The organism is Butyricicoccus sp. AF35-5AC, assembly GCF_003477715.1.
In the GTDB taxonomy this organism is placed as follows: domain Bacteria; phylum Bacillota; class Clostridia; order Oscillospirales; family Butyricicoccaceae; genus Agathobaculum; species Agathobaculum butyriciproducens.
Genome location: NZ_QUDX01000001.1, coordinates 198601 through 221939 on the forward strand (window position 1 = coordinate 198601; position 23339 = coordinate 221939).

Sequence of the window (23339 nt, forward strand, 5' to 3'; positions counted from 1 at the left end):
TTGCGAACTATGTTCGCATATAAAATGGAGCGCGCAGCGCGACAAAAAAGTCAGGACATGTACCTGACTTTTTAACAAACAGAGAAATCCCCCGAAAACCGGGAAGTTTTCGGGGGATTTCTCTGCAATAGCCCTTACAGGCTTGTCTGGCAAGGGTGTTTCTCGATAGAAAGGACGGTTACGTCCTTTCTATCGAAGGCGAAGCCTTAGAATGCGAAGTTGGTCTTAACTCTCCAGATATTCTGTGCATACTCAGCGATCGAGCGGTCCGCTGCGAAGCGGCCGGAGTTTGCAATGTTGATCAGCGCCATGCGGTTCCACTGATCCTGATCGCGGTAAACCTCGCTTACGCGCTCCTGAGCGGCTGCGTAGGATGCGAAGTCCTTCAGGCTCATATAGCGGTCAGCCGGACCGCCGTTGCCGCCGTGCAGCAGCAGGTTGGCAATATCGGTGTAGTCCACGCCGTCACCGAAGCCGTGGATCATCTGATCGAGCACGCGGCGGATCACCGGATCGTTCTGGTAGATGACCATCGGCTCATAGCTGCCGGAAGCGGCCAGTGCCTCAGCCTCGGGCGTCTCCATACCGAAGATGAAGATGTTCTCCTTGCCGACTGCCTCGCAGATCTCGACGTTTGCGCCGTCCATCGTGCCGATGGTCAGAGCACCGTTCATCATGAACTTCATGTTGCCGGTACCGGACGCTTCCTTGCCGGCGATGGAAATCTGCTCGGAAACCTCGGCAGCCGGCATGATGATCTCAGCCAGCGATACCTTGTAGTCCTCGAGGAATACGACCTTCAGCTTGTCGCGTACTGCCGGATCGTTGTCGATCATCTTGGAGATGGAGTTGATCAGCTGGATGGTCTTTTTCGCAACTGCGTAGCCCGGTGCGGCCTTGGAGCCGAAGATAAAGGTGCGCGGAACGAAATCCATATCCGGATTGTCCTTCAGCTTGTGGTACAGGCTGATAATGTGCAGAATGTTCAGCATCTGGCGCTTGTACTCGTGCAGACGCTTAACCTGTACGTCGAAGATGGAGTCCATGTTGACTTCGATGCCGTTGTGCTCCTTGATATAGTCCGCCAGACGCTGCTTGTTGTGGCGCTTGATCTCGCCCAGCTTGTTGAGCAGCTCCTTGTCGTCCGCATAGTTGTTCAGAACCTGCAGCTCGGACGGATGGGTGCGGTAGCCGGTGCCGATCTTGCTCTCAATCAGCTCAGCCAGCTCCGGGTTGGCCTCACACAGCCAGCGGCGGTGTGCAATGCCGTTGGTGACGTTGCAGAACTTGGAGGAGTAAATCTTGTAGAAATCGGTGAATACACGCTCCTTGAGGATCTCGGAGTGCAGCGCGGATACGCCGTTGATGGAGAACGAGCCTGCGATAGCCAGATGCGCCATGCGGACGGTATCGTCGGCAACGATAGCCAGCTTGGAGATCTTCTGGAAGTCGTTCGGGAAGTAGTTCCACAGCTCCTTGCAGAAGCGCTCGTTGATTTCGTAGATGATCTGCATAACACGCGGCATCAGCTCCTGAACGAGCGATACCGGCCAGCACTCGAGGGCCTCAGGCATAACGGTGTGGTTGGTGTAAGCAACAGACTGGCTGGTGATGTTCCAGGCCTGCTCCCAGCTCATGTCGTTCTCGTCCATCAGGATGCGCATCAGCTCCGGAATAACCAGGGTCGGATGGGTATCGTTGATGTGCAGGACGTGCTTGTGCGCGAAGTTTTCGAGCGTGCCGTACTTGGCCTTGTGCTTTGCACAGATGTCCTGCAGGGTTGCGGAAACCAGGAAGTACTGCTGCTTGAGACGCAGGGACTGACCCTCGCGGTGGTTATCCTCCGGATAGAGGACCATGGAGATGGTCTCTGCCAGTGCGTGCTTCTCCAGTGCCTTCAGATACTCACCGGAGGAGAACAGCTTCATGTCCAGTGCGATCGGGCTCTGTGCCTTCCACAGGCGCAGACGCGCGATGTTGTTGGTGCCGTAGCCGGAGATCGGCATATCATACGGAACTGCCAGAACCGGCGTGTAATCGTGGTAGTTGACGATCAGCTTGCCGTTATCATCGAAGTAGGTGTCAACCGTGCCGCCGATTTTGACCTCGCGGGTCTCATCCATTGCCGGAATCTGCCAAACCTCGCCGGTAGACAGCCAGGAATCCGGCAGCTCGACCTGCTGGCCTTCTACGATCTTCTGCTTGAAGATGCCGTGCTCGTAGCGGATGGAGTAGCCGGTGCCGCGCACGCCGTCGGTCGCCATGCCGTCCATGTAGCAGGCAGCCAGACGGCCGAGGCCGCCGTTGCCCAGACCGGGATCGGCTTCTTCCTCGAAGATGTCTGCCATCTCGAAGCCCATATCCTTGAGGGCTGCGGTCAGTGCATCCAGCATACCGAGGTTGTAGGCGTTGTTGCGCAGGCTGCGGCCGACAAGAAATTCCATGCACAGATAATGCACCTGACGCTCTCCGTCGCGCTCTACCTCATTCTGGGTTTCGATCATGTGCTCTGTCAGTGCATCGCGCACTACGAGGGCACAAGCCTCGTATACCTGATCCTTGGTAGCGTCCTCTACCTCGCAGGCGAAATGTCGCTGCAGTTTACCTGCAATGGCTTCTTTCAAAGCGGTCTTTGTGTACTGGGTCTTTGGCATGGTCTTTCTTATCTCCTCACATAATTTTGGTAGGCAGTCCCACGCGGTTGCATCGGCGGTGCTTGTCGGAAATTTTGTGCCCTGATTTCGTTGCGGCTTTTTGCAATACACAAAGTATTGCTGCAAACCCGCGCCTCGTCAGGACGCAAAATTTGCTCGACAATCCCTCGCCGCTGAACCGCGCGGGACTGCCTTGGAGGTACTGCTGAGCGATGCGGCTGCCGCATTACTCGTCAGCACCTCTAAGGGTGCCGTAGATTTCAATGGGATGAAAATTACGGAATCACCGGTTACCGTCACCGTACTCCCTCAAATCGGGTGACGGGTCGGGCTGACAGGTCGGTTACTGACCCATCGCGGTCTTGTAAACCTCGATATATTTATCGGCAGAGCTGCCCCAGCTGAAGTCGCTCTGCATACCCTGCATAATCAGCTTGCTCCACGCAGGCTTGTTAAAGCGGAATACGCCGCAGGCCTCGCGGATAACGTGCAGCATGTCGTGCGCGTTGTAGCTTGCAAAGGTGAAGCCGTTGCCCGTGCCGGCGTAATCGACAAAGGCGTGAACGGTGTCCTTGAGGCCGCCGGTCTCGCGGACGATCGGAATAGTGCCGTAGCGCAGTGCGATCATCTGTGCCAGGCCGCACGGCTCAAACTTGGACGGCATCAGGAACATATCGGCGCCTGCATAAATGCGGTTTGCCAGATCGCCGGAGAACATGATGGACGCGGAAACCTTATCCGGCCAGCGGCGCTTGGCCTCGATGAACATCTGCTCATAGCGGTAGTCGCCGGTGCCGAGCACGATCAGACGAACATCATCCGCCAGAATATCCGGCAGGACTGCTTCGACGAGGTCAAGTCCCTTCTGGTCAACAAAGCGGGTAACGATGCCGATGACAGGCGTGTTTGCATCGCCCTCGAGGCCGCAGAGCTTGAGCAGTTCGGCCTTATTGACCTGCTTATCCTGCGGATTGTTCGGGCCGTATTTCTTGAAGATCTTGCTGTCGGTCTCCGGATTGAAGGCATCCATGTTGATGCCGTTCAGGATGCCGTGCAGCTTGTAGCTGTTCATGCGCAGCACGGAATCCAGACGGTAGCCGTAGTATTCGGTCTGAATTTCGTTGGCATAGGTCGGTGAAACCGTGGTGACAGCCGTGGAAGCTACAATAGCAGCCTTCATCAGGTTGACGTCGCCGTCCATCGCCATAAAGCCGGAGCGGAAGTGTGCATCGTCAATGCCGAGCACATACTCCAGGATCTCACGGCCGTAGCGGCCCTGATACTGGATGTTGTGGATGGTGAACACGGTCTTGATGTTCTCGTAGAACGGACGGGAAGCGAACATCAGGTTGTAGTAAACCGGAACGAGGGCGGTCTGCCAGTCGTTGCAGTTGATCACATCCGGCTTCCACTCCAGATCGGGCAGTACCTCGAGTACCGCCTTGGAGTAGTACGCGAAGCGCTCTGCGTCGTCGTACTCGCCGTAGATCTGGCCGCGTGCGAAGTAATACTCATTATCGATGAAATAATAGGTAACGCCGTCTGCCTCATAGCGGAAGATACCGCAGTACTGGTTGCGCCAGCCCAGACGGACGTAAGCGTTTTTGATGTAATAGAACTTTTCGCGCATACTCTGGTCGATCGCAGAATACAGCGGGCAGAATACACGCACGTCATGTCCCTTGGCAGCGAGTGCCTGCGGGAGCGAACCTGCTACATCGCCCAATCCGCCGGTTTTGATGAACGGAGCGCATTCGCTGGTAACATACATGATTTTCATAAAGCCGAGCCTCCCCAACAGAGAGTGCGGAAACAGCGCTGACCGTTTCCGCACCCGTTGTAATTTTATTATACTCGTTTCTGTCTGAATGTAATATAGCAATATTTCACGAACATTTGCGCTGCGGAAAATGCGTTTTTGCTGTGATAGAAACTTCTAAACAGAAGTTTATGCGGATTTAACAGAAAAGGATCAAACGGTTGCGTTTTTTGCGATGGTGATCGGATAATTTTCGTGTCCCATCATGGTGCGGCCATCACGGATAATAACATTGCGGTCGGTGATGACATGACGGAGCGAAGCCTCGGTCATAATGCGTCCGCCTTCCATGATGATGCAGTTATTGACCTCGGCGCCCTTTTCAATCACAACGTCGCGGAACAGAACGGAGTTCTTTACCTTGCCCTCGATGCGGCAGCCGTCGGCGATGAGGCAGTCCTCTACGTCGGCTTCATCGCCGTAGTAGGTCGGAGCCTCGTCCTTGATGCGGGTCAGGATCGGACGGGTGCGCTTGAATACCTCGTTGCGGACATCCTTGTCGAGCATGTCCATGTTGGAGCGGTAGTAGTCGAAGGTGTCCTCGACCTTGACGGCGTACTCGTTGAACAGGTAGCCGGCTACCGTGCCGTCCATCAGGGCACGGGTGAGGAACTCGCGCTCGAAGTGGATGCAGTTATGGGTTACGCAGTCGGACAGCATGTGGATAAGGTACTGGCGGCTCATGACGTAAATGCCGAGTGCCGCATGCTTGCACTTGCCCTCGTTGCAGTCTCCAACGCGGATGTCAACGGCTTCCTTTTTGCGGTTCAGCTCCACATAGGTGGTAAATGGGGAATCCTTCTGCTTCTTGGTGCATACCATGGTCAGGTCTGCGCCGGACTTGATGTGGCGGTCGATAACGTCGTCGAGCGGTACATTGGCAACAATGTCGCCGTCCGCTACGACTACATAGTCTGCACGGTTCTTCTGCAGGAAGTCAACCGCACCGGCCAGTGCGTCGATCTTGCCGCGGTACTCGCCGGTTACCAGCGGAGACGCCTTCTTGGAGTAGGAATACGGCGGCAGCATGGTTACGCCGCCGTTCTTACGGGAAAGATCCCAGTCCTTGGCGTTGCCGATGTGGTCGATAAGGGACTGGTACTTGTCCTTCATCAGTACGCCCACGCGGTAAATGCCGCTGTTTACCATATTGGAAAGCATAAAGTCGATAATGCGATACCGACCGCCCCACTGTACCGCACCGACCGTGCGGTGCTCGGTGATCTCACGGAGATCGCTGTCGGTATCAAATGCAATGATCATGCCTAAAACGCTGTTCATGTTTGTGCCGCCCCCTTACTTTACGTCCGGCAGATCCTTGTCTGCCATTTCCTTAGCGGCCAGCTTTGCGCCGCTGCCGATGCGAACGCCTTCGGCTACTACCGCAACGCCCCAGTTGTCTACGTCGCTGTCGGACGGGCTGCCGCCGACTTCCGCGCCCTTGGCGATAACGGCCTTTTCGGCTACGATGGAGTAGCGCACGGTCGCGCCTTCCTCAACCACAGCACCCGGCATCAGGATGGAATATTCCACCTTGGCACCCTTGCCAATCTTAACATCCGAGAACAGGACGGACTCGGAAACGTCGCCGTAGATCTCACAGCCCTCGGAGAGCAGGGTATGGGTAACCTTAGCCTGCTTGGAGGTGAAATGCGGAGGCGAACCGGTGGTGCGGCCGTAGATCTTCCAGCTGTCATCGGAAAGCTGCAGGCCGGAGTTCGGAGAGAGCAGATCCATGTTTGCTTCCCACAGGCTCTCGATGGTGCCTACGTCCTTCCAGTAGCCCTTGAAGCGGTAGGAAACCAGCTTTTCGCCGTTATTCAGCATCGCCGGAATGATGTCCTTGCCGAAGTCGTTGGAGGACTGTTCGTTGGCCTCATCATTGATGAGGTATTCCTTCAGCTTCTTCCAGGTGAAGATGTAGATGCCCATGGAAGCCAGCGTGGACTTCGGCTCCTTCGGCTTCTCCTCGAATTCGTAGATGGTGCCGTCCGGCTTGCAGTTCATGATGCCGAAACGGGAAGCCTCGGAAAGCGGAACGTCCAGCACCGCGATGGTCGCGTCAGCGCCGGTCTCCTTGTGCTGCTGGAGCATCTTGTTGTAGTCCATCTTGTAGATGTGGTCGCCCGAGAGAATGAGGACGTACTCGGGATCGTAATCCTCCAGGAACTGAATGTTCTGGTAGATGGCGTTTGCGGTGCCCTTGTACCACTCGGTCTTTTTGCTCTCGTACGGCGGCAGAACATAGACGCCGCCGCGCAGGCGGTCGAGGTCCCACGTCTGGCCGGAACCAATGTAAGCGTTGAGCACATGCGGCTCGTACTGGGTCAGCACGCCGACAGTATCAATGCCGGAGTTGACGCAGTTGGAAAGCGGGAAGTCGATAATACGGTACTTACCGCCGAACGGTACGGCAGGCTTAGCGACCTTTTTGGTCAGCACATACAAACGGCTGCCGCGGCCACCTGCGAGCAGCATGGCTACGCATTCTTTTTTCCGATACATGTAAATTCTCCTTTTCACAGTTTGCATCGCTGCAATCTATACGCCGTCTGGCGTATCCCCTCTGTGTATCTCTTTTGCAGCAAACTTGCGCTTGCTTATTTAGAACCGCCGGTTGCGGTTACTGCCTTGTCTGTCGGTACGGAAACCGCCTTTTCGGTGGTTTTCGCAACTGCCTTGGTTCCGGTGCGTGCCACCGCTTTTTCGGTGGTTTTCGCAACTGCCTTGGTGCCGGTGCGTGCCACCGCCTTTTCAGTGGTCTTTGCAACGGATTTGGAGCCGGTCTTGGCTACGGCCTTCTCGGTTGTGCGGGCAACGGCCTTGGTGCCGGATTTCGCAACCGCCTTAGTCGAGCGGGTGCGCTTTACCGGTTTCTTGGCAGCCGCGGCTTTTGCGGCCTCGATCTCTGCCTTGGTGCGGCGCTTGGCTCTTGCCTTGCCCTTGAGGAACAGCACGCCGAAGCGCGGAATCTTCAGAACAATGGACTGTTCCTGACCGTGCATGGGCTTGTTTTCGGTCTTGAGCTTGCCGTTTGCCATGCCGCTGCCGCCGAACTCGGTCTTGTCCGAGGTGAATATCTCTTCATAAGTGCCGGTGATCGGAACGCCGATGCGGTATTCCTGCTGCTCCTCCGGAGAGAAGTTGACAACGACTACGATATCCGAGCCGTCCTTCGCCATACGGCGGAAGGCGATGATATTGTTGCGGTTGTCCTCATGGCTGATCCACTCAAAGCCGCGCCAGTCGGTATCCTGCTCCCACAGTTGCGGAGTAGCAAGGTAGAAGTGATTGAGCGCCTTGACGTACGCCTGCATCTGGCGGTGCGCCGGATAATCCAGCAGCATCCAGTCCAGTCCGCGCTGGTACGCCCATTCGGAGAACTGTGCAAACTCGCCGCCCATGAACAGCATCTTCTTGCCCGGGTGTGCGGCCATATAGCCGTACAGCGCGCGCAGACCGCCGAACTGATTTTCATACGGAGGCGGCATCTTGCTGATGAGCGAGCACTTGCCGTGCACGACCTCATCGTGCGAGAGCGGCAGAATGTAGTTTTCGGAAAAGGCGTACATGAACGAGAAGGTGATCTTGTCGTGCATGTCCTTGCGGAAGAACGGGTCCGCCGAGCAGTAGCACAGCATGTCGTTCATCCAGCCCATGTTCCACTTGAAGTTGAAGCCCAGACCGCCGTCATAACCCGGCTTGGTCACCATCGGCCATGCGGTGGACTCCTCGGCGATCATCATAACGTCCGGATGATCGGTCAGAATGTACTCGTTGAGCAGCCGCAGGAAGTCAACGGCCTCGAGGTTCTCACGGCCGCCGTGGACGTTCGGCCGCCATTCGCCCTGCCGGTTGTAGTCCAGATACAGCATGGAAGCGACCGCGTCCACACGCAGGCCGTCCATGTGGAATTTCTCGATCCAGAACATCGCGGAGGAGAACAGCAGGTTTCTCGTGGAGACCTTGCCGTAGTCGAATACGCGCGTGCCCCATTCCTTGTGCTCCATCTTGAGCGGATCGGCGTATTCGTACAGGTGCGAGCCGTCAAACTCGACCAGTCCGCAGCCGTCCTTCGGGAAGTGCGCCGGAACCCAGTCCATGATAATGCCCAGACCGGCCTGATGCGCCTTGTCGATCAGGTACATCAGATCCTTCGGCGTGCCGTAGCGGCTGGTGGCGGCAAAGTAGCCGATTACCTGATAGCCCCACGAGCCGTCGAACGGATACTCGGTCAGCGGCATAAACTCGATGTGGGTGTAGCCCATTTCCTTGACATACGGCACAAGCTCGTCCGCCAGCTGGCGGTAGGAGTAGAAGTTGCCGTCCTCGTGCATCTTCCACGAGCCGAGGTGGCATTCGTAGATGTTGACCGGATTGGAATACGGCAGGTGCTTTTTGCGCCAGTCCAGCCACGAGGCGTCGCCCCATTCGTAGCCGTCGAGGTCATACGCCTTGGTGGCGTTGCCCGGACGGGTCTCGAAATGGAAGCCGTACGGGTCGGACTTGTCAAACACATCGCCGGACTTGGCCCATACACTATACTTGTATGCGGCATATTCCGGAATATTCGGAATAAATTTCTCCCAGATACCCTGTTCATCACGCGTCATATAATCGGCGTTGCGGTTCCAGTCGTTGAACTCACCCATGACGGAAACCTTTTCGGCCTCCGGTGCATAAACACGGAACAGATAACCCTGTTCACCATCCTGCACGAAAGGGTGGGCTCCCATGTAATCGAATGCGCGACAATCCCGGCCAGAATAGAAAAGCTCGCTTCGCTTTTCCACGGCGGGTGCTGCGGATTTTTTCTTCATACAGCATCTCTCCCTTTACAGCCGCCAAATGAAGGAAAATACGAATATTTTCCAACAGTTTGTGTACTTCGACAGAATTTTGGCGGAATACCCTCACTTTAGTTAGATATAGTATACATCACATAAATAGAAAAGTCCAGCAATTTAGCACAATTACTGGACTTTCTTTACAGAAATTTTGTTTGCTTTCCACATCATTTGAGTGGAAATGACAAAATAACGTACAATTCGATATAAATTTGTTCAGAAAATGTGGCGGCGGATGAGATCAAGCGCCGTAGAAGCGGCCTGCATGCGCACACGGTCGCGGCCGAGCGAGGACTGCATTTTGCGGGTAAAGAACTTGCCGTCGTACCAAACGCTGATATAGACCAGACCGGTCGGCTTGTCCTCGGTGCCGCCGCCCGGGCCGGCAATGCCGGTGATGCCGACGCCGATGTCTGAGCCAAGCGCATTTGCAACGCCGACAGCCATCTGCTCTGCGGTTTCGGGAGATACCGCGCCGACCGTGTCGAGGGTCTCCTTCTTCACGCCGAGCACCTTTTCCTTGACACTGTTGCTGTACGAGCACACACCGCCGAGGTAGTAATCGGATGCGCCTGGGATGTCGGTCAGACGCTTGGACAGCAGACCGCCGGTGCAGCTTTCGGCTACTGCGAGGGTCAGCTTGCGCTCGCGCAGGCCGTCGCCGACTACCTGCTCGAGAGAGTCAACATCTACGCCGTAAACATCGTCTCCGAGCAGCTTCAGGATTTCGTCAACGACCGGATCGAGCATCTTCTCGCATTCTGCCGGGGTGTCCGCCTTGGCGGTAACGCGCGCGAAGCACTCCGAGGTACGGGCATACGGCGCGATGGTCGGGTTTGCGCTTTTTTCCATCATGTCATGCAGGATATTCTCCATGTTGCTCTCACCGAGACCGAATACGCGGATGTTGCGGGATACGATGCAGCCGCCTGCCAGCTTGTACAGATACGGCATTGCACATTCCTTCCACATCGGGTTGCACTCGCGCGGAGGGCCGGGCAGCATGAGAACGTGCTTGCCGTCGGCCTCAAACGCACAGCCGGGTGCCGTGCCCCACAGGTTGGTGAATACGGTGCAGCCCTCCGGCAGCCATGCCTGCTTTTCGTTGTTCTTGGTCATTTCGCGGCCGATGGTCTTGAAAAAGTCGGTCAGACGGTCCATGGACGGCTGATGCAGTACCATCTTTTTGTCGAAAACGGTCGCCAGCGTCTCCTTGGTCAGATCGTCAAGGGTTGGGCCAAGGCCGCCGGTGGTGATGATGATGTCAGCACGGTCCTTTGCCTCGCGGACTACGCGCTCGAGACGCGCCGGATTGTCACCGACAACAGTCTGGTAGAATACATTGATGCCCAGCTCGGACAGACCCTGCGAGATGAGCTGTGCATCGGTGTTTACGATGTCGCCCAGCAGGATCTCTGTGCCGACTGCGATAAGTTCTGCGTTCAATGGATTTTCCTCCTTTGGAAAACGTGATAGAGGTTATATTGCAGGGCGGGATGTCCCCGCCCTGCGGCATAGCGAATACCTGTGTTTACGGCAGATGAATAATCTCCACACCCTTAACCGCCTCGTCCACGAGTGCTTCAACGTCGAGGTGGCTCTCCGCCTCGAGGATTTTCGGCATCTTCGGCTTGGTATTCGGGTGCTTCGGGGTGAATACGGTGCAGCAGTCCTCGTAGGGGAGGATAGAGGTCTCGAAGGTGTCGATCTTACGGGCGATCGTCACAATTTCCTCCTTATCCATGCCGATGCAGGGACGGAACACCGGCAGGTCGCACACCGCGCCGGTAACGGCCATGGCGGGCATGGTCTGGCTGGCAACCTGACCGAGCGACTCACCGGTGATGAGCGCACCGCAGCCGTACTCAACAGCTACGCGCTCGGCAATGCGCATCATAAAGCGGCGCATGATGAGCGTGAACAGCTCCTCGTGGCACTTGTCGCGGATCTCCTCCTGAATGTGGGTGAACGGCACGACCATAACGCTCATGCGGCCGCACCATGCGGTCAGCTTGCGGCCCAGCTCAAGCACCTTCTCCTTGGCGCGCTCGGACGTATACGGATAGCTGAAAAAGTGGATGCCGCACAGCTCCAGACCGCGCTTGGCCATCATCCAGCCGGCAACAGGGGAGTCGATGCCGCCGGAGAGCAACAGCGCTGCACGGCCGTTCGAGCCGATCGGCATGCCGCCTGCACCCGGAACCGGACCGGCATGAACGAAGGCGTACTTCTCGCGCATCTCAACGTGTACGGTCAGGTCGGGATGGTGCATGTCCGGACGAACATCCGGGAACAGATCAGCAAGCTCGCCGCCGACGTGCTGGCTGATTTCGGTGGAGGTCATCGGAAATTTCTTGTCGCCGCGCTTGGACTCGACCTTAAAGGTCTTAGCCGCCGCAAAATTGGGTGCCAGATAGTCCTTTGCGGTCGCAATGACACTCTCGAGCGTCTTTTCTGGGCAGACCGCTGCACGGGAGATGGTCGCAAAGCCGAACACACGGCTTGCGCACTCCATAACTGCATCTGCGTCCGTATCGTCCGGAATCTCCACATAAACGACCGACTGGCGCATGGTGATCTCGCAGTCTGCAACGTGCGCCATGCGGCGCTTGAGGTTTTTCAGCAGACGATCCTCAAAGGTTTTGCGGTTGAGTCCCTTGAGGACGATCTCACCGCACTTGAGCAGTAATACTTCTTTCATTTATTGTCTCCTTGATGGTAAATTTATTTGTTTGCGCTGATGATTTCCTTCTCCTCGGCGGTCATCAGGCTGTCGCGGTCGGCGCTGTCCGAGCCGAACTCCAAGCGGGTCTTGACGTAATCATCATCCGGCAGGTTGAACACCTGTGCCAGATAGTTTAAGTAAACGTCCGCCATGATTTCCAGCTTGCCGTAATCGGTCTCCCACGGTACGAGCGACTGCGTGCCGACGCTGACCGTGCCGTCCTCCCGGCGGTCAATCTTGACCGGCAGACTGCATTCCTCCGCACGCTTTTCGGCAGTGTCCGGCAGGCTGTCGTAAATGCCCTCCATCCAGAAGCGGCATTTTCCGTCATATACGGCGAGCTGCTGCTCCGAGCCGTCCGGCCGGGTGATGGTTTTGTATTCCATGTTATTCTCCTTGTTTTTCCTGTACTTCAATCTGTCCGCGTGCCGCCGAAACGACCACGCAGTATCTTTCTCCGTCTTTGAAGGCGCGGAAACCGTACCAGCCGAGCGGATCTTTTTCCTCCGGCATGGTGCAGCCGATAATCTCCGTATCATTGTTTATCACCTGCGCGAACCGGATCGCGTCCCAGTCAACGGACTGAAAACGGTACAGGTCAGTGTAACCGGCCTGCTCGACCAGATTGCGTGCCTGCGACACCGTGATCGGATGCACGATCAGTAGAAACGCGCCGAGTGTGAGCAGCATCCAGAGCATCATGAACGTCGCAGTCCACGGTTCCGCGCCGTTATCTCCTTTGCGCAGGAAGAAAATGACGTAAACCACGCCGTATACCACGCAGAACCAGCACAGAACGTTATACGGGTCCACGATGGTGGCGAACAGAGCGTTGCCTAAAAGGATGCAGTATAGCAGCTGCCACAGACGAACGCGCACAGCGGTATGCGGACGAATCTTCGGCTCCAGCGTGACGGAATAGCCGGCGGCCTGCGCGATCCAGACGGCGCAGAACAGCCCGGTATAGCCCGGACTTTTCAGCAGCACGCCGCCATACACAATAAAGTGCAGCAGGAAAATCAGTGCGGTGCAGCCGCAGCAGATGAGGGTGTTGAAAACATACGATTTCTTCATAACTCGCACCTCCGTCCACGTTTCTAACGGTTAACGTCTGAACATTTTCACGCCCTTTTTGACCGCAGCAACAAACGCATCCACATCTTCCTTTGTGTTGAACGGTGCAAACGAAACGCGCAGCGCGCTGTCCGTGCGCGCCTTCGGCAGACCGAGTGCCTTGAGCACACCGCTCTGCTTGCCCTTGGAGCAGGCTGAGCCGCTGGAAATGTAAACCTCGTCCCCCTCGAGTACATGCAGCATGACCTCGCTCTTGCAGCCGGGCATGGAAAGATTGACAACATGCGGGATATCGCCTTCGCCGTTAATCACAGCGTCCGGCAGCTCGGCGCTGACCTGCTGCTTGAGGTAGTCGGCGAGCTCCTGCACATGGGTGTAATCCTCTTCAAAATGCGCCATGCGGATCTCGCACGCCTTGGCAAATGCTGCGATATTCGGCACGGCTTCGGTGCCCGGACGCATGCCGCGCTCCTGACCGCCGCCGAAGGTCAGCGGCGGCAGACGCAGACCCTTCTTGACATACAGTGCACCGATGCCCTTGGGTGCGCCGATCTTGTGGCCGGAAACGCTCATCAGGTCACAGTTCCATTTTTTCGGTGTCAGGCGTACACGGCAAAGACCCTGCACGGCATCAATGTGGAACAGTGCCTTGGGTGCCTTGGCCTTGAGCAGCTTTCCGAGCTGTTCGACCGGCTGCACCGTGCCGATCTCGTTGTTGACCAGCTGGCAGGAGAGAAGAATGGTGTCCTCGGTCAGTGCTTCGCTCAGCACCTCGGGCGTGATGTGACCGGTTGCATCCGGTGCAAGAAAAACCACGTCGAAGCCGTCCGCAGCAAGCTGCTTTGCGGTGTTGACGGTTGCCGCGTGCTCGATCTCGGTCGTGATGATACGGCCCTTTTTATGTCGGTTGAGGTGAGCGGTACCGCGCAGGCTGATGTTGGTGCTCTCCGTGCCGCAGGCGGTGAAATATACTTCCTCGGGCAGACAGCCGAGCGCAGACGCGACCGTCCTGCGGCTGTCCTCGAGCAGATGCGAGGCCTCCAGACCCATGCGGTGCAGGCTGGACGGATTGCCGAACTCCTCGCACATCGCGTGAACGGCCGCTTCGGCTGCTTCGGGCAGCACGCGGGTCGTCGCTGCGTTATCAAGATAATGCATAGAAAAACGAACTCCTTCATCGGGGCAGACCGCCGTGCGGCCATACTTCCCGCTATTATAAAATATTTTACAACGGCGGGCCGCCTTTTACAAGACAAAAACGTGCAAAACGGCATTGAAAAGTAGAAAAGGGTATGCTATAATTTTAAGGGTATGGCTGTTACCTATTATAAGTATACTGCGTGACAAGAGCACGTTGCAGATAGAAAGGGAGGAAATCCTAATGCCAGGTAAGGTAATTCTCGGCGCTCAGTGGGGCGACGAAGGCAAGGGTAAGTTTATTGATATTTTCGCAGGCAAGGCGGATCTGGTTGTCCGCAGCCAGGGCGGCAACAATGCCGGTCACACCGTTGTAGCCGGCGGTGAGAAGTACAAGCTGCAGCTGATTCCGTCCGGCATCCTGTATCCGGAGTGCGTCAACGTCATCGGCCCGGGTGTTGTTGTCAATCCGAAGGCTGTCCTCGGCGAGATCGACGGCCTGCACGAGAAGGGCGTTTCCACCGACAAGCTGTTCATCGACGCACGCTGCCACTGCATCATGCCGTGGCACCTTGAGCTGGATGCGCTCAGCGAGGCAGAGAAGGCCAAGGAAGGCACCGCGATCGGTACCACCAAGAAGGGCATCGGCCCGACCTACATGGACAAGTCCGAGCGTAGCGGCATCCGCATGCACGATTTTGTAGACGCAGAGCGTTTCGAGGAGGTTATCCGCGAGACCTGTGCCCGCAAGAACCGCGTGATCACCGGCGTTTACGGCGGCGAGCCGATCGACGCGGACGCCGTTATTGCAGAGTACAAGGTTTACGCAGACCGTCTGCGTCCGATGGTGCGCGACACCACCGTTATGACCTATGATGCTATCAAGTCCGGCAAGGAAGTGCTGTTCGAGGGTGCACAGGGCACGCTGCTCGACCTCGACATGGGCACCTATCCGTATGTTACCTCGTCTCATCCGGTAGCAGGCGGCTGCTGCATCGGTTCCGGTGTCGGCCCGACTGCCATCAACGAGATCATGGGTATCTTCAAGTCCTACACCACCCGTGTGGGCGAGGGTCCGTTCCCGACCGAGCTGTTCGATGAAACCGGTGACTACATCCGCAATGCAGGCGGCGAGTTCGGTACCGTTACCGGCCGTCCGCGCCGTACCGGTTGGTTCGACGCAGTCGTTGCACGCTATGCGGTTCGTGTAAACGGTCTGACCGATGTTGTCATCAACAAGATCGACCCGCTGCGCGGCCTGCCGAAGCTCAAGGTCTGCGTTGCATACAAGCTGAAGAACGGCGAGACCGTTACCGAGTTCCCGGCAAACTTCATGGATCTGGTAGGCTGTGAGCCGGTTTACGAGGAGTTCGACGGCTTTACCGAGGATATCACGGACTGCCGTTCCTTCGAGGAACTGCCGGCAACCGTGCAGTCCTACATCAAGGAACTGGAGCGCATCATCGAGTGCCCGATTACCATGCTTGGCGTAGGCCCTGCTCGTGATCAGGTTATGACCATCAAATAATTCGTCCGAAACCACGCTTTCGGACGAGAGGGACGTACCGAGCCAATGGCTCGGATACGTCCTATAAGGGATTTTGCGCGTCCGCCTTGGCGGGCACACAAAATCCCTTTTTTCTTGTAAAAAAACGCAGGCGCTATCCTTGCGCGGCTATGTCCGCGCTGCGCGCGCATGTCCTGCGTTTTTTTGCATTTGCACGGCAAACGCGATTGAATGCCGCCGTGAAACGGCGGTCGTGCACGGCACGGGACAATGACTCAGATTTCTGAACGAAATCCTGTCATGTAGTTGCGGTTTGCAAGCAAACCGGAATTTTATATGTGCTTTCGCACGAAAAAAGGACGCATATTATGCGTCCTTTTTGGAACGGATTAAATAGCTGCGTTCATTCTCCATTCTCCATTTTCAATTCTCAATTCGGCAATCAGTCGCCCATCGACAGTCCGAGCGCTCTTGCCTGCTTAACCAGTTCGCCATCGGGCGGAACGGTTTTCAGCTTGCCTGCGACCTCGGTCAGCGGAACCGGCACGATATGGTTATCCTGCAGCGCGACCATATAGCCGAATTTTTTCTGCGTGATAAGCTGCGCTGCCGCTACGCCGAACCGGCTTGTCAGCACACGGTCGGCCGGGCAGGGAGCGCCGCCGCGCTGGTAATGGCCCGGAATGGTAACGCGAATTTCCTGACCGGTCAGCTCCTTGAGTTCGTCCGCAATGCGGTAGGAGATGGACGGATAGGTCATCGCCTCGCGCGCCGCCTTGAATTCCTTTTTGCTCATTTTCGCCTCGTCTTGACTGATGGCACCCTCCGCGACCGCGATGATCGAGAATCGTTTGCCCGCCTTGGCACGCTTTTCGATCGCTGCGGCAATCTTTTTTGCGGAGTAGGGAATCTCCGGAATGACGATGACATCCGCGCCGGAGGCAATGCCTGCGTACAGCGTCAGCCAGCCGGCTTTATGTCCCATAACCTCTACGATGAACACACGCGAGTGCGAAAATGCGGTGGAATGGATGGAATCAATAACCGTGGACGCAATATCAATCGCGGACTGGAAACCGAACGTCAACTCGGTGCCCCACAGATCGTTGTCGATCGTCTTGGGCAGCGTTACTACGTTGACACCCTTCATGCTCAGCAGGTTTGCGGTCTTGTGCGTGCCGTTGCCGCCGAGGATGACAAGGCAGTCAAAGCCCGCCTTTTTCACCGTGTGCAGCATTTTATCCAGCTTGGTCTCCTCGCTGTCCTCGATGGTCTTGCGCATTTCCTTGAACGGCTGGCGCGATGTACCGAGAATGGTGCCGCCGACGGTTAGAATATCCGAAAAATCCTCGGGCAGCATTTCGTGGTAATCGCCCTCGATCAAACCGCGGTAGCCGTCCCGAATACCATAGATGGTTACTTTATCTCCCAGTTCGTTATACAGTGTTTTCGCTACACCGCGCAGTGCCGCGTTCAGACCCTGACAGTCGCCGCCGCTGGTCAGCATACCAATCTTCAACATACTCGTCTGCCTCCTGACTCTGTTTTCCGCACTCTATATGTGTACAATGCGCAGTATCATATTTTTTACTATACCCTATTTTGTGTAAATTGAAAAGATACTTTACACAGATTCCACCGTTTTTTCACATGGATTTTTTGTGACTTTCGGCAGTTGCATATTGAGCGGCAGATGTGTTATGCTAATGCCAGACAGATTCCCTGCAACTGACGGACACAGGTGGAGCGCAAACCACCGGGGAGCAGGGAGTTCCGTAATCAGATGCACCGTGAAGTGTATCTCAATGCCGACCGTCTGGGCAGTGTCGCAAGTAATACGCGATGCTGTCCTTTTTTGTTACCATAAAAAAGGACAGCAGACAGCACAAACAGGAGGAAAAGAACATGAACGCATGGAACAACTTTAATGGCGGCAACTGGGAAAACGAGATCAACGTCCGCGATTTTATCCAGAAGAATTACACCCCGTATGATGGTGACGGCGCTTTTCTGGCTCCGGCTACCGCACGCACGACTGCGCTGCGTGAGAAGTTCGATGCACTGCTCGCGGAGGAGCGCGAAAAGGGCGGTGTCCGCAATATCGACACCGAGACCGTTATCACCATCACGGCGTTCGGCCCGGGCTATCTCGACAAGGACAACGAGGTAATTGTCGGCCTGCAGACCGATGAGCCGCTCAAGCGTGCATGCAATCCGTTCGGCGGCATGCGCATGGTCCGTGATGCGTGCAAGCAGTACGGCTATGAGGTTTCTCCCAAGATCGAAGAGGAGTTCAAGTACCACAAGACCCACAACGACGGCGTATTCTCCGCATACACCAAGGACGTTCGTGAAGCGCGTCACGTTGGTCTGCTGACCGGCCTGCCGGATGCTTACGGCCGCGGCCGCATCATCGGTGACTACCGCCGCGTGGCACTGTACGGCGTGAACCGTCTGATCGAGGAGAAGCAGAAAGACAAGGATGCGCTTGGCGATGTGCCGACCACCGAGAAGGAAATCCGCTGCGCTGAGGAGCTGAGCGACCAGATCAAGGCCCTCAAGGACATGATCGCAATGGCGGCGTCCTACGGCTTTGATATCACCCGTCCGGCGGAGAACGCAAAGGAGGCCGTTCAGTGGCTGTACTTCGGCTATCTGGCCGGCATCAAGGAGCAGAACGGCGCCGCAATGAGCCTTGGCCGCACCTCCACCTTCCTCGATATCTACTTTGAGCGCGATATCAAGGCAGGTCTCATGACCGAGTCCGAGGCGCAGGAGATCATGGACGACTTCGTTCTGCACCTGCGTATGGCGCGTCACCTGCGTACGCCGGAGTACAACGAGCTGTTCGGCGGCGACCCGATGTGGATTACCGAGGCAGTCGGCGGCATCGGTGAGGACGGCCGTCACATGGTTACGAAGAACAGCTACCGCATGCTCAACACCCTGTACAACCTGAACGCTGCCGCAGAGCCGAATCTGACCGTTCTGTGGAGCGAAAACCTGCCGGAGAACTGGAAGAAGTTCATCGCAAAGGTATCCATCGACACGGATGCCCTGCAGTACGAGAATGACGACGTTATGCGTCCGTACTACGGCGATGATTACGCCATCGCGTGCTGCGTATCCGCGATGCGCGTCGGCAAGGACATGCAGTTCTTCGGTGCGCGTGCCAACATCGCAAAGCTGATGATGATGGCGATCAATGGCGGCCGTGACGAGAACAAGTTCGAGCAGGTCGGCCCGGAGATGCCGGTCATGGACGGCGATGTGCTGGATTATGAGGAGGTTCTGCGCCGCATGGACTTCTACCGTCCGTGGCTGGCTAAGACCTACGTTTCCGCGATGAACACCATCCACTATATGCACGACAAGTATGCCTACGAGAAGAGCCAGATGGCGCTGCATGACACCGAGGTTCGCCGCCTGATGGCGTTCGGCATTGCGGGCATGAGCTGCATGGCAGATTCGCTTTCCGCGATCAAGTATGCCAAGGTAAAGCCCATCCGTAATCCGGAGAACGGCATTATCGTGGATTTTGAGATCGAGGGCGATTTCCCGAAGTTCGGCAACGATGATGACCGCGTGGACAGCATCGCGTGTGAGCAGGTCGAGAAGTTCTATCAGGCACTGACGCAGTTCCCGCTGTACCGCGGCGCAATTCATACGCTGTCCATCCTGACCATCACCTCCAACGTAATGTACGGCAAAAAGACCGGCAACACGCCGGACGGTCGCCGTCACGGCGAACCGCTGGCACCGGGCGCAAACCCGATGAGCGGCCGTGATGTTTCCGGCGCACTGGCATCGCTCAACTCGGTTGCAAAGCTGAGCTACACCTACTGCCGCGATGGTATCTCCAACACGTTCTCCATCACGCCGGGTGCGCTCGGCAAGACCGATGAGGAGCAGGTGAACAACCTTGTTGCCATCATGGGCGGCTACTTCGCGCAGAACGCGCATCACCTGAACGTAAACGTGCTCAATCGTGAAACCCTGATGGCGGCTTACGAGCATCCGGAGCAGTACCCGAACCTGACCATTCGTGTTTCCGGCTACGCGGTCAACTTCTACAAGCTGAGCCGCGAGCAGCAGCGTGAGGTTATTTCGCGTACCTTCCACGAGGCGATTTAACCTCTAAGGGGGACGCTGTCCCCCTTAGATACCCAACCGGTTCCTTGCGAAACCGTTTGGGATAACCCCCTCTCGCCCGCACAGCGGACGAGGACGCGCCGCCGCGGCGCGGGCAGAGGTATGGTTCCGCGGCAAAGCCACGGAGCCATTTATTTTTCCCGAATAGAAAGGAAAGTGGCAATATGATCGGAAACATTCATTCCATTCAGTCCCTCGGCGCGGTGGACGGCCCCGGCGTGCGATACGTCGTATTTATGCAGGGCTGCCCGCTGCGGTGCGTCTATTGCCATAATCCCGATACTTGGCTGACCGAAGGCGGCACACCGACCGACGTGGACGAGCTGGTCCGCAAGGCTCTCCGGTTTCGTCCGTACTGGAAGAATGGCGGCGGCGTAACCGTCACCGGCGGCGAACCGCTCCTGCAGGCCGAATTTGTTGAGGAGTTTTTCGCCAAGCTGCATGAGCACGGCGTACACACCGCGCTCGATACCTCCGGCGTGGGCAATCTCTCCAAAGCGGAAAAGGTGCTCGCGCACACGGATTTGGTTCTGTGCGACCTGAAATTCCTCACTAAAGCGGATTATCTCAAGAACTGCCGCGCGGATTTCGACCAGATTGAGCGTTTCCTGCAGCTGACCGCGATGAAAAACGTGCCGCTGTGGATTCGGCATGTGGTCGTGCCCGGTCTGACCGATGGTATGGACCATTTACACCGCGTCAAAGCCAAGGCGGAAAGCTATCCCAACTTTGAAAAGCTGGAGTTTCTGCCGTTCCACAAGCTGTGCATGGAAAAATATGAACGGCTCGGTCTGGAGTTTCCGCTGAAGGACACGCCTGCCATGAACCCGGATGCCCTGAAAACCATGGTCGCACAGCTGTAACACGGTAAAACGGGAATCAAGCGGCAAATTATGAACTTTAGGCAACACCGCGTCTTGTCAGTACGCAAAATTTACTCGCAAATCTCTCTTGTTCAATTATGCGGTGTTGCCTTAGAAACAAACCTTTCAAATTCTGTTCAAAATTCGTTCACACATTTTGCGGCAAAGTGCGGTATACTAACATTGTCGATGAGGGAAGCCGCAATCCCGAACGACACAGCCTACTGATTTTTTTTATTTCTCTTTTACCCCCTTTATTTTGTGAAATGACCGAAAACACCCTGTTTCCGTTCCCCCTCGGAGGCAGGGTGTTTTCCTGTCCGAAACCGGGCTTTCGGCAGTACACAAACCTTTCAAATTCTGTTCAAAATTCGTTCACACATTTTGAAGCAAAGTGCGGTATACTAACATTGTCGATAAGGGAAGCCGCAATCCCCAATCGATAGTCATCTACAATCTTTTATTTCTCTTTTACCCCCTTTATTTTGTGAAATGATCGAAAACACCTCGGTTCCGTTTCCCCCACGGAGCCGGGGTGTTTTCCTGTCTCGGAGTATCTTTGAAATGGTTAAGCAGGGTACTTGTTTACATTGTTAAAAATATTTCAAGGTCTGTTCACGATTTGTTCACAATTAAAGGGTGTCTGCGCGATATACTATAGGTGTCAGTAAGAGTTCCCCCTTTTCTCAAGCTGACAACCTCTTTTCTTTGATTTTATCACCTTTTCTTAAACTCTTTTCATTTGCATCAACGAGAACGCCCTGTTTCCTTCCCCCGGGAAACAGGGCGTTTCTCTTTTGGCTGCCAAACTGCGGTTTGGACGATATGCTGTTTTCTTTTCATATCCTTCACAGCATATTCAAATTTCGTTCACACATTCGGCATAAAAAGACGGTATACTGTACTTGTCAGTGAGGGAGAGCCGCAAATCCCGCATTGACGTCATCCGATTTTTTTCATTTCTCTTTTTCCCTTTTTTCAATTTGTGTTATTAACCGAAAGCACCGCTGTTTCGTTCCCCCACGAAACAGCGGTGCTTTTCTGTTTTTGGCATTTGTCAATAAATAAGCCGGTGCTATGCTTGCGGAAAACGCTTTTTTAGGGTATACTGTTTTTTAGGCAAGATATATAGGTAAGGAGTTGTTTTTTATGGGTTGCTCGCATAATTGCGATAGCTGCTCGTCTAACTGCGGCGGCGAAAAGAGCCTCAAGGTTGCAGCCAATCCGGCGGCCTCTGTTAAAAAGGTTATCGGCGTTGTTTCCGGTAAGGGCGGCGTAGGCAAGAGCCTGCTCACCTCGATGATGGCGGTCGGCATGACGCGCAAGGGTTATTCCTGCGGTGTGCTGGATGCCGACATCACCGGTCCGTCTATCCCCAAGACTTTCGGCGTACACGGTCAGCTCGAGGGCTGCGAGGAGGGCATTCTTCCGGCACGCAGCGAAGGCGGCGTACAGATGATCTCGATCAATCTGGTGCTGCCGCATGAGGACGATCCGGTTATTTACCGCGGTCCGATCATCGCGGAGACCGTCAAGCAGTTCTGGTCGGACGTTGTATGGGACGACGTAGACTTCCTGTTTGTCGATATGCCTCCCGGAACGGGCGATGTACCGCTGACGGTATTCCAGTCCCTGCCGGTGGACGGCATCATCGTTGTCACCTCGCCGCAGGATCTGGTCTCCATGATCGTCGGCAAGGCGGTTAAGATGGCGAAGATGATGAACATTCCGGTGCTCGGCATCGTGGAGAACTACAGCTATCTGGCGTGCCCGGACTGCGGCAAGCACATTTCGGTGTTCGGTGAGAGCCACATTGACGAGGTAGCCGCGCACTATGAGCTGCCGGTTCTGGCCAAGCTGCCGATCGACCCGAAGCTGGCTGCGGCGGTTGACGCAGGCAAGATCGAGGATGCAAAGCTGCCGGACGAGCTTTCCGGTGCGCTTAAGACCGTGGAGGGTCTGTTATGAACATTGGCGTAGCATATGAAAACGGCCGGATCGCCAAGAATCTGGGCGACTGCCGTGAGGTGCTCATTATCACCACCGAGGGCCGGGAACCGGTCGGCAAGCGCATTGCCGGGATTGCCGGCACATCCGCGACCGACCTGATCAAGTTCGCCGGTCTGGAGCAGATCGACGTGCTCATCTGCGGTTCGCTCGGTCTGGCAACGCGCAACGCACTCGAGATGCTCGGCGTGCTGCTCGTGCCCGGCTGCGAAGGCTCGGCGGAGGAATCGGTTGCAAAGTTCCTCGTCGGTGAAAAGCAGGGTGACCCGACCATCCTCGAGATCGGCCGTGAGGAAGATCCGGACGATCCGATGGCATGCATGCACGACTGTGCCAAGTGCTCCGGCTGCGGTCCGAGCGAGCTGCTCAAGCAGATTCCGGTCGAGGAGATCAAGTAAAACTATAAAAACCACCGAATTTCGGTGGTTTTTATGGTTTTAATGGAGAATTGAGGATGGAGAATAGAAAATGATTGTTAAGATGAAGCGAGTGCCGCTCCTTTTGCGGAAAGGTAATTCTCCATTTTTCATTCTCCATTCTCAATTTGATGAAAC

General features: G+C 55.8%; 16 protein-coding genes and 1 riboswitch. Of the genes, 5 read left to right on the forward strand and 11 right to left on the reverse strand.

Annotated elements, in window-relative coordinates; translation table 11 throughout:
• Nucleotides 1–206: 206 nt before the first annotated feature.
• The 10 genes from DWZ82_RS00920 to DWZ82_RS00965 form a co-directional block, all read right to left on the reverse strand.
• The gene (locus tag DWZ82_RS00920) at nucleotides 207–2654 is read right to left on the reverse strand and encodes a glycogen/starch/alpha-glucan phosphorylase (RefSeq protein WP_118359952.1); all 2448 of its coding nucleotides are present in this window, start codon (nucleotides 2652–2654) and stop codon (nucleotides 207–209) included.
• Between the two features lie 343 nt (nucleotides 2655–2997).
• Complete coding sequence (gene glgA / locus DWZ82_RS00925; RefSeq protein WP_118478118.1) at nucleotides 2998–4434, reverse strand: glycogen synthase GlgA; 1437 nt, start codon at nucleotides 4432–4434, stop codon at nucleotides 2998–3000.
• A gap of 192 nt (nucleotides 4435–4626) precedes the next feature.
• Complete coding sequence (glgD, locus tag DWZ82_RS00930) at nucleotides 4627–5754, reverse strand: glucose-1-phosphate adenylyltransferase subunit GlgD (RefSeq protein ID WP_118478120.1); 1128 nt, start codon at nucleotides 5752–5754, stop codon at nucleotides 4627–4629.
• Nucleotides 5755–5769: 15 nt separating this feature from the next.
• Entirely contained in the window at nucleotides 5770–6978 is a 1209-nt protein-coding gene (locus DWZ82_RS00935) for a glucose-1-phosphate adenylyltransferase (RefSeq protein ID WP_118478122.1), read from the reverse strand.
• Between the two features lie 95 nt (nucleotides 6979–7073).
• Nucleotides 7074–9293, reverse strand: coding sequence for a 1,4-alpha-glucan branching protein GlgB (glgB, locus tag DWZ82_RS00940; RefSeq protein WP_118478124.1), 2220 nt, complete (start codon nucleotides 9291–9293; stop codon nucleotides 7074–7076).
• Nucleotides 9294–9536: 243 nt separating this feature from the next.
• Complete coding sequence (locus DWZ82_RS00945; RefSeq protein ID WP_118478126.1) at nucleotides 9537–10766, reverse strand: competence/damage-inducible protein A; 1230 nt, start codon at nucleotides 10764–10766, stop codon at nucleotides 9537–9539.
• Nucleotides 10767–10851: 85 nt separating this feature from the next.
• Nucleotides 10852–12021: a tRNA uracil 4-sulfurtransferase ThiI gene (gene thiI, locus DWZ82_RS00950; RefSeq protein ID WP_118478128.1), complete on the reverse strand. Its 1170-nt coding sequence runs from the start codon at nucleotides 12019–12021 to the stop codon at nucleotides 10852–10854.
• 23 nt (nucleotides 12022–12044) lie between these two features.
• The gene (locus DWZ82_RS00955; protein WP_118478130.1) at nucleotides 12045–12431 is read right to left on the reverse strand and encodes a hypothetical protein; all 387 of its coding nucleotides are present in this window, start codon (nucleotides 12429–12431) and stop codon (nucleotides 12045–12047) included.
• 1 nt (nucleotide 12432) lies between these two features.
• Nucleotides 12433–13119 (reverse strand): hypothetical protein, encoded by a 687-nt coding sequence (locus tag DWZ82_RS00960; RefSeq protein ID WP_118284664.1) that lies wholly within the window; start codon nucleotides 13117–13119, stop codon nucleotides 12433–12435.
• Nucleotides 13120–13149: 30 nt separating this feature from the next.
• Nucleotides 13150–14277, reverse strand: a complete 1128-nt coding sequence (locus tag DWZ82_RS00965) for a cysteine desulfurase family protein (RefSeq protein ID WP_118478132.1) — start codon at nucleotides 14275–14277, stop codon at nucleotides 13150–13152.
• A 223-nt stretch (nucleotides 14278–14500) separates the two neighbouring features.
• Between DWZ82_RS00965 and DWZ82_RS00970 the strand changes: the two genes are divergently transcribed.
• Complete coding sequence (locus DWZ82_RS00970) at nucleotides 14501–15784, forward strand: adenylosuccinate synthase (RefSeq protein ID WP_118478134.1); 1284 nt, start codon at nucleotides 14501–14503, stop codon at nucleotides 15782–15784.
• A 421-nt stretch (nucleotides 15785–16205) separates the two neighbouring features.
• Here DWZ82_RS00970 and DWZ82_RS00975 read toward each other — a convergent pair whose 3' ends face one another.
• The gene (locus DWZ82_RS00975) at nucleotides 16206–17285 is read right to left on the reverse strand and encodes a 6-phosphofructokinase (protein ID WP_118478136.1); all 1080 of its coding nucleotides are present in this window, start codon (nucleotides 17283–17285) and stop codon (nucleotides 16206–16208) included.
• Between the two features lie 192 nt (nucleotides 17286–17477).
• Nucleotides 17478–17592: riboswitch (ZMP/ZTP riboswitch) on the forward strand.
• 76 nt (nucleotides 17593–17668) lie between these two features.
• On the opposite strand from DWZ82_RS00975, the gene pflB reads away from it, so the two are divergent.
• The 4 genes from pflB to DWZ82_RS00995 all read left to right on the forward strand — a co-directional run bounded on the left by pflB (nucleotide 17669) and on the right by DWZ82_RS00995 (nucleotide 23183).
• Complete coding sequence (gene pflB, locus DWZ82_RS00980; RefSeq protein ID WP_118478762.1) at nucleotides 17669–19897, forward strand: formate C-acetyltransferase; 2229 nt, start codon at nucleotides 17669–17671, stop codon at nucleotides 19895–19897.
• A gap of 182 nt (nucleotides 19898–20079) precedes the next feature.
• Nucleotides 20080–20778, forward strand: coding sequence for a pyruvate formate-lyase-activating protein (pflA, locus tag DWZ82_RS00985; RefSeq protein WP_118478138.1), 699 nt, complete (start codon nucleotides 20080–20082; stop codon nucleotides 20776–20778).
• A 1149-nt stretch (nucleotides 20779–21927) separates the two neighbouring features.
• On the forward strand, nucleotides 21928–22746 hold the full coding sequence (locus tag DWZ82_RS00990) for a P-loop NTPase (RefSeq protein WP_117751035.1): 819 nt from the start codon (nucleotides 21928–21930) through the stop codon (nucleotides 22744–22746).
• Complete coding sequence (locus DWZ82_RS00995; protein WP_110435316.1) at nucleotides 22743–23183, forward strand: NifB/NifX family molybdenum-iron cluster-binding protein; 441 nt, start codon at nucleotides 22743–22745, stop codon at nucleotides 23181–23183. The genes DWZ82_RS00990 and DWZ82_RS00995 overlap by 4 nt, the downstream gene beginning before the upstream one ends.
• The last annotated feature ends 156 nt before the right edge of the window (nucleotides 23184–23339 follow it).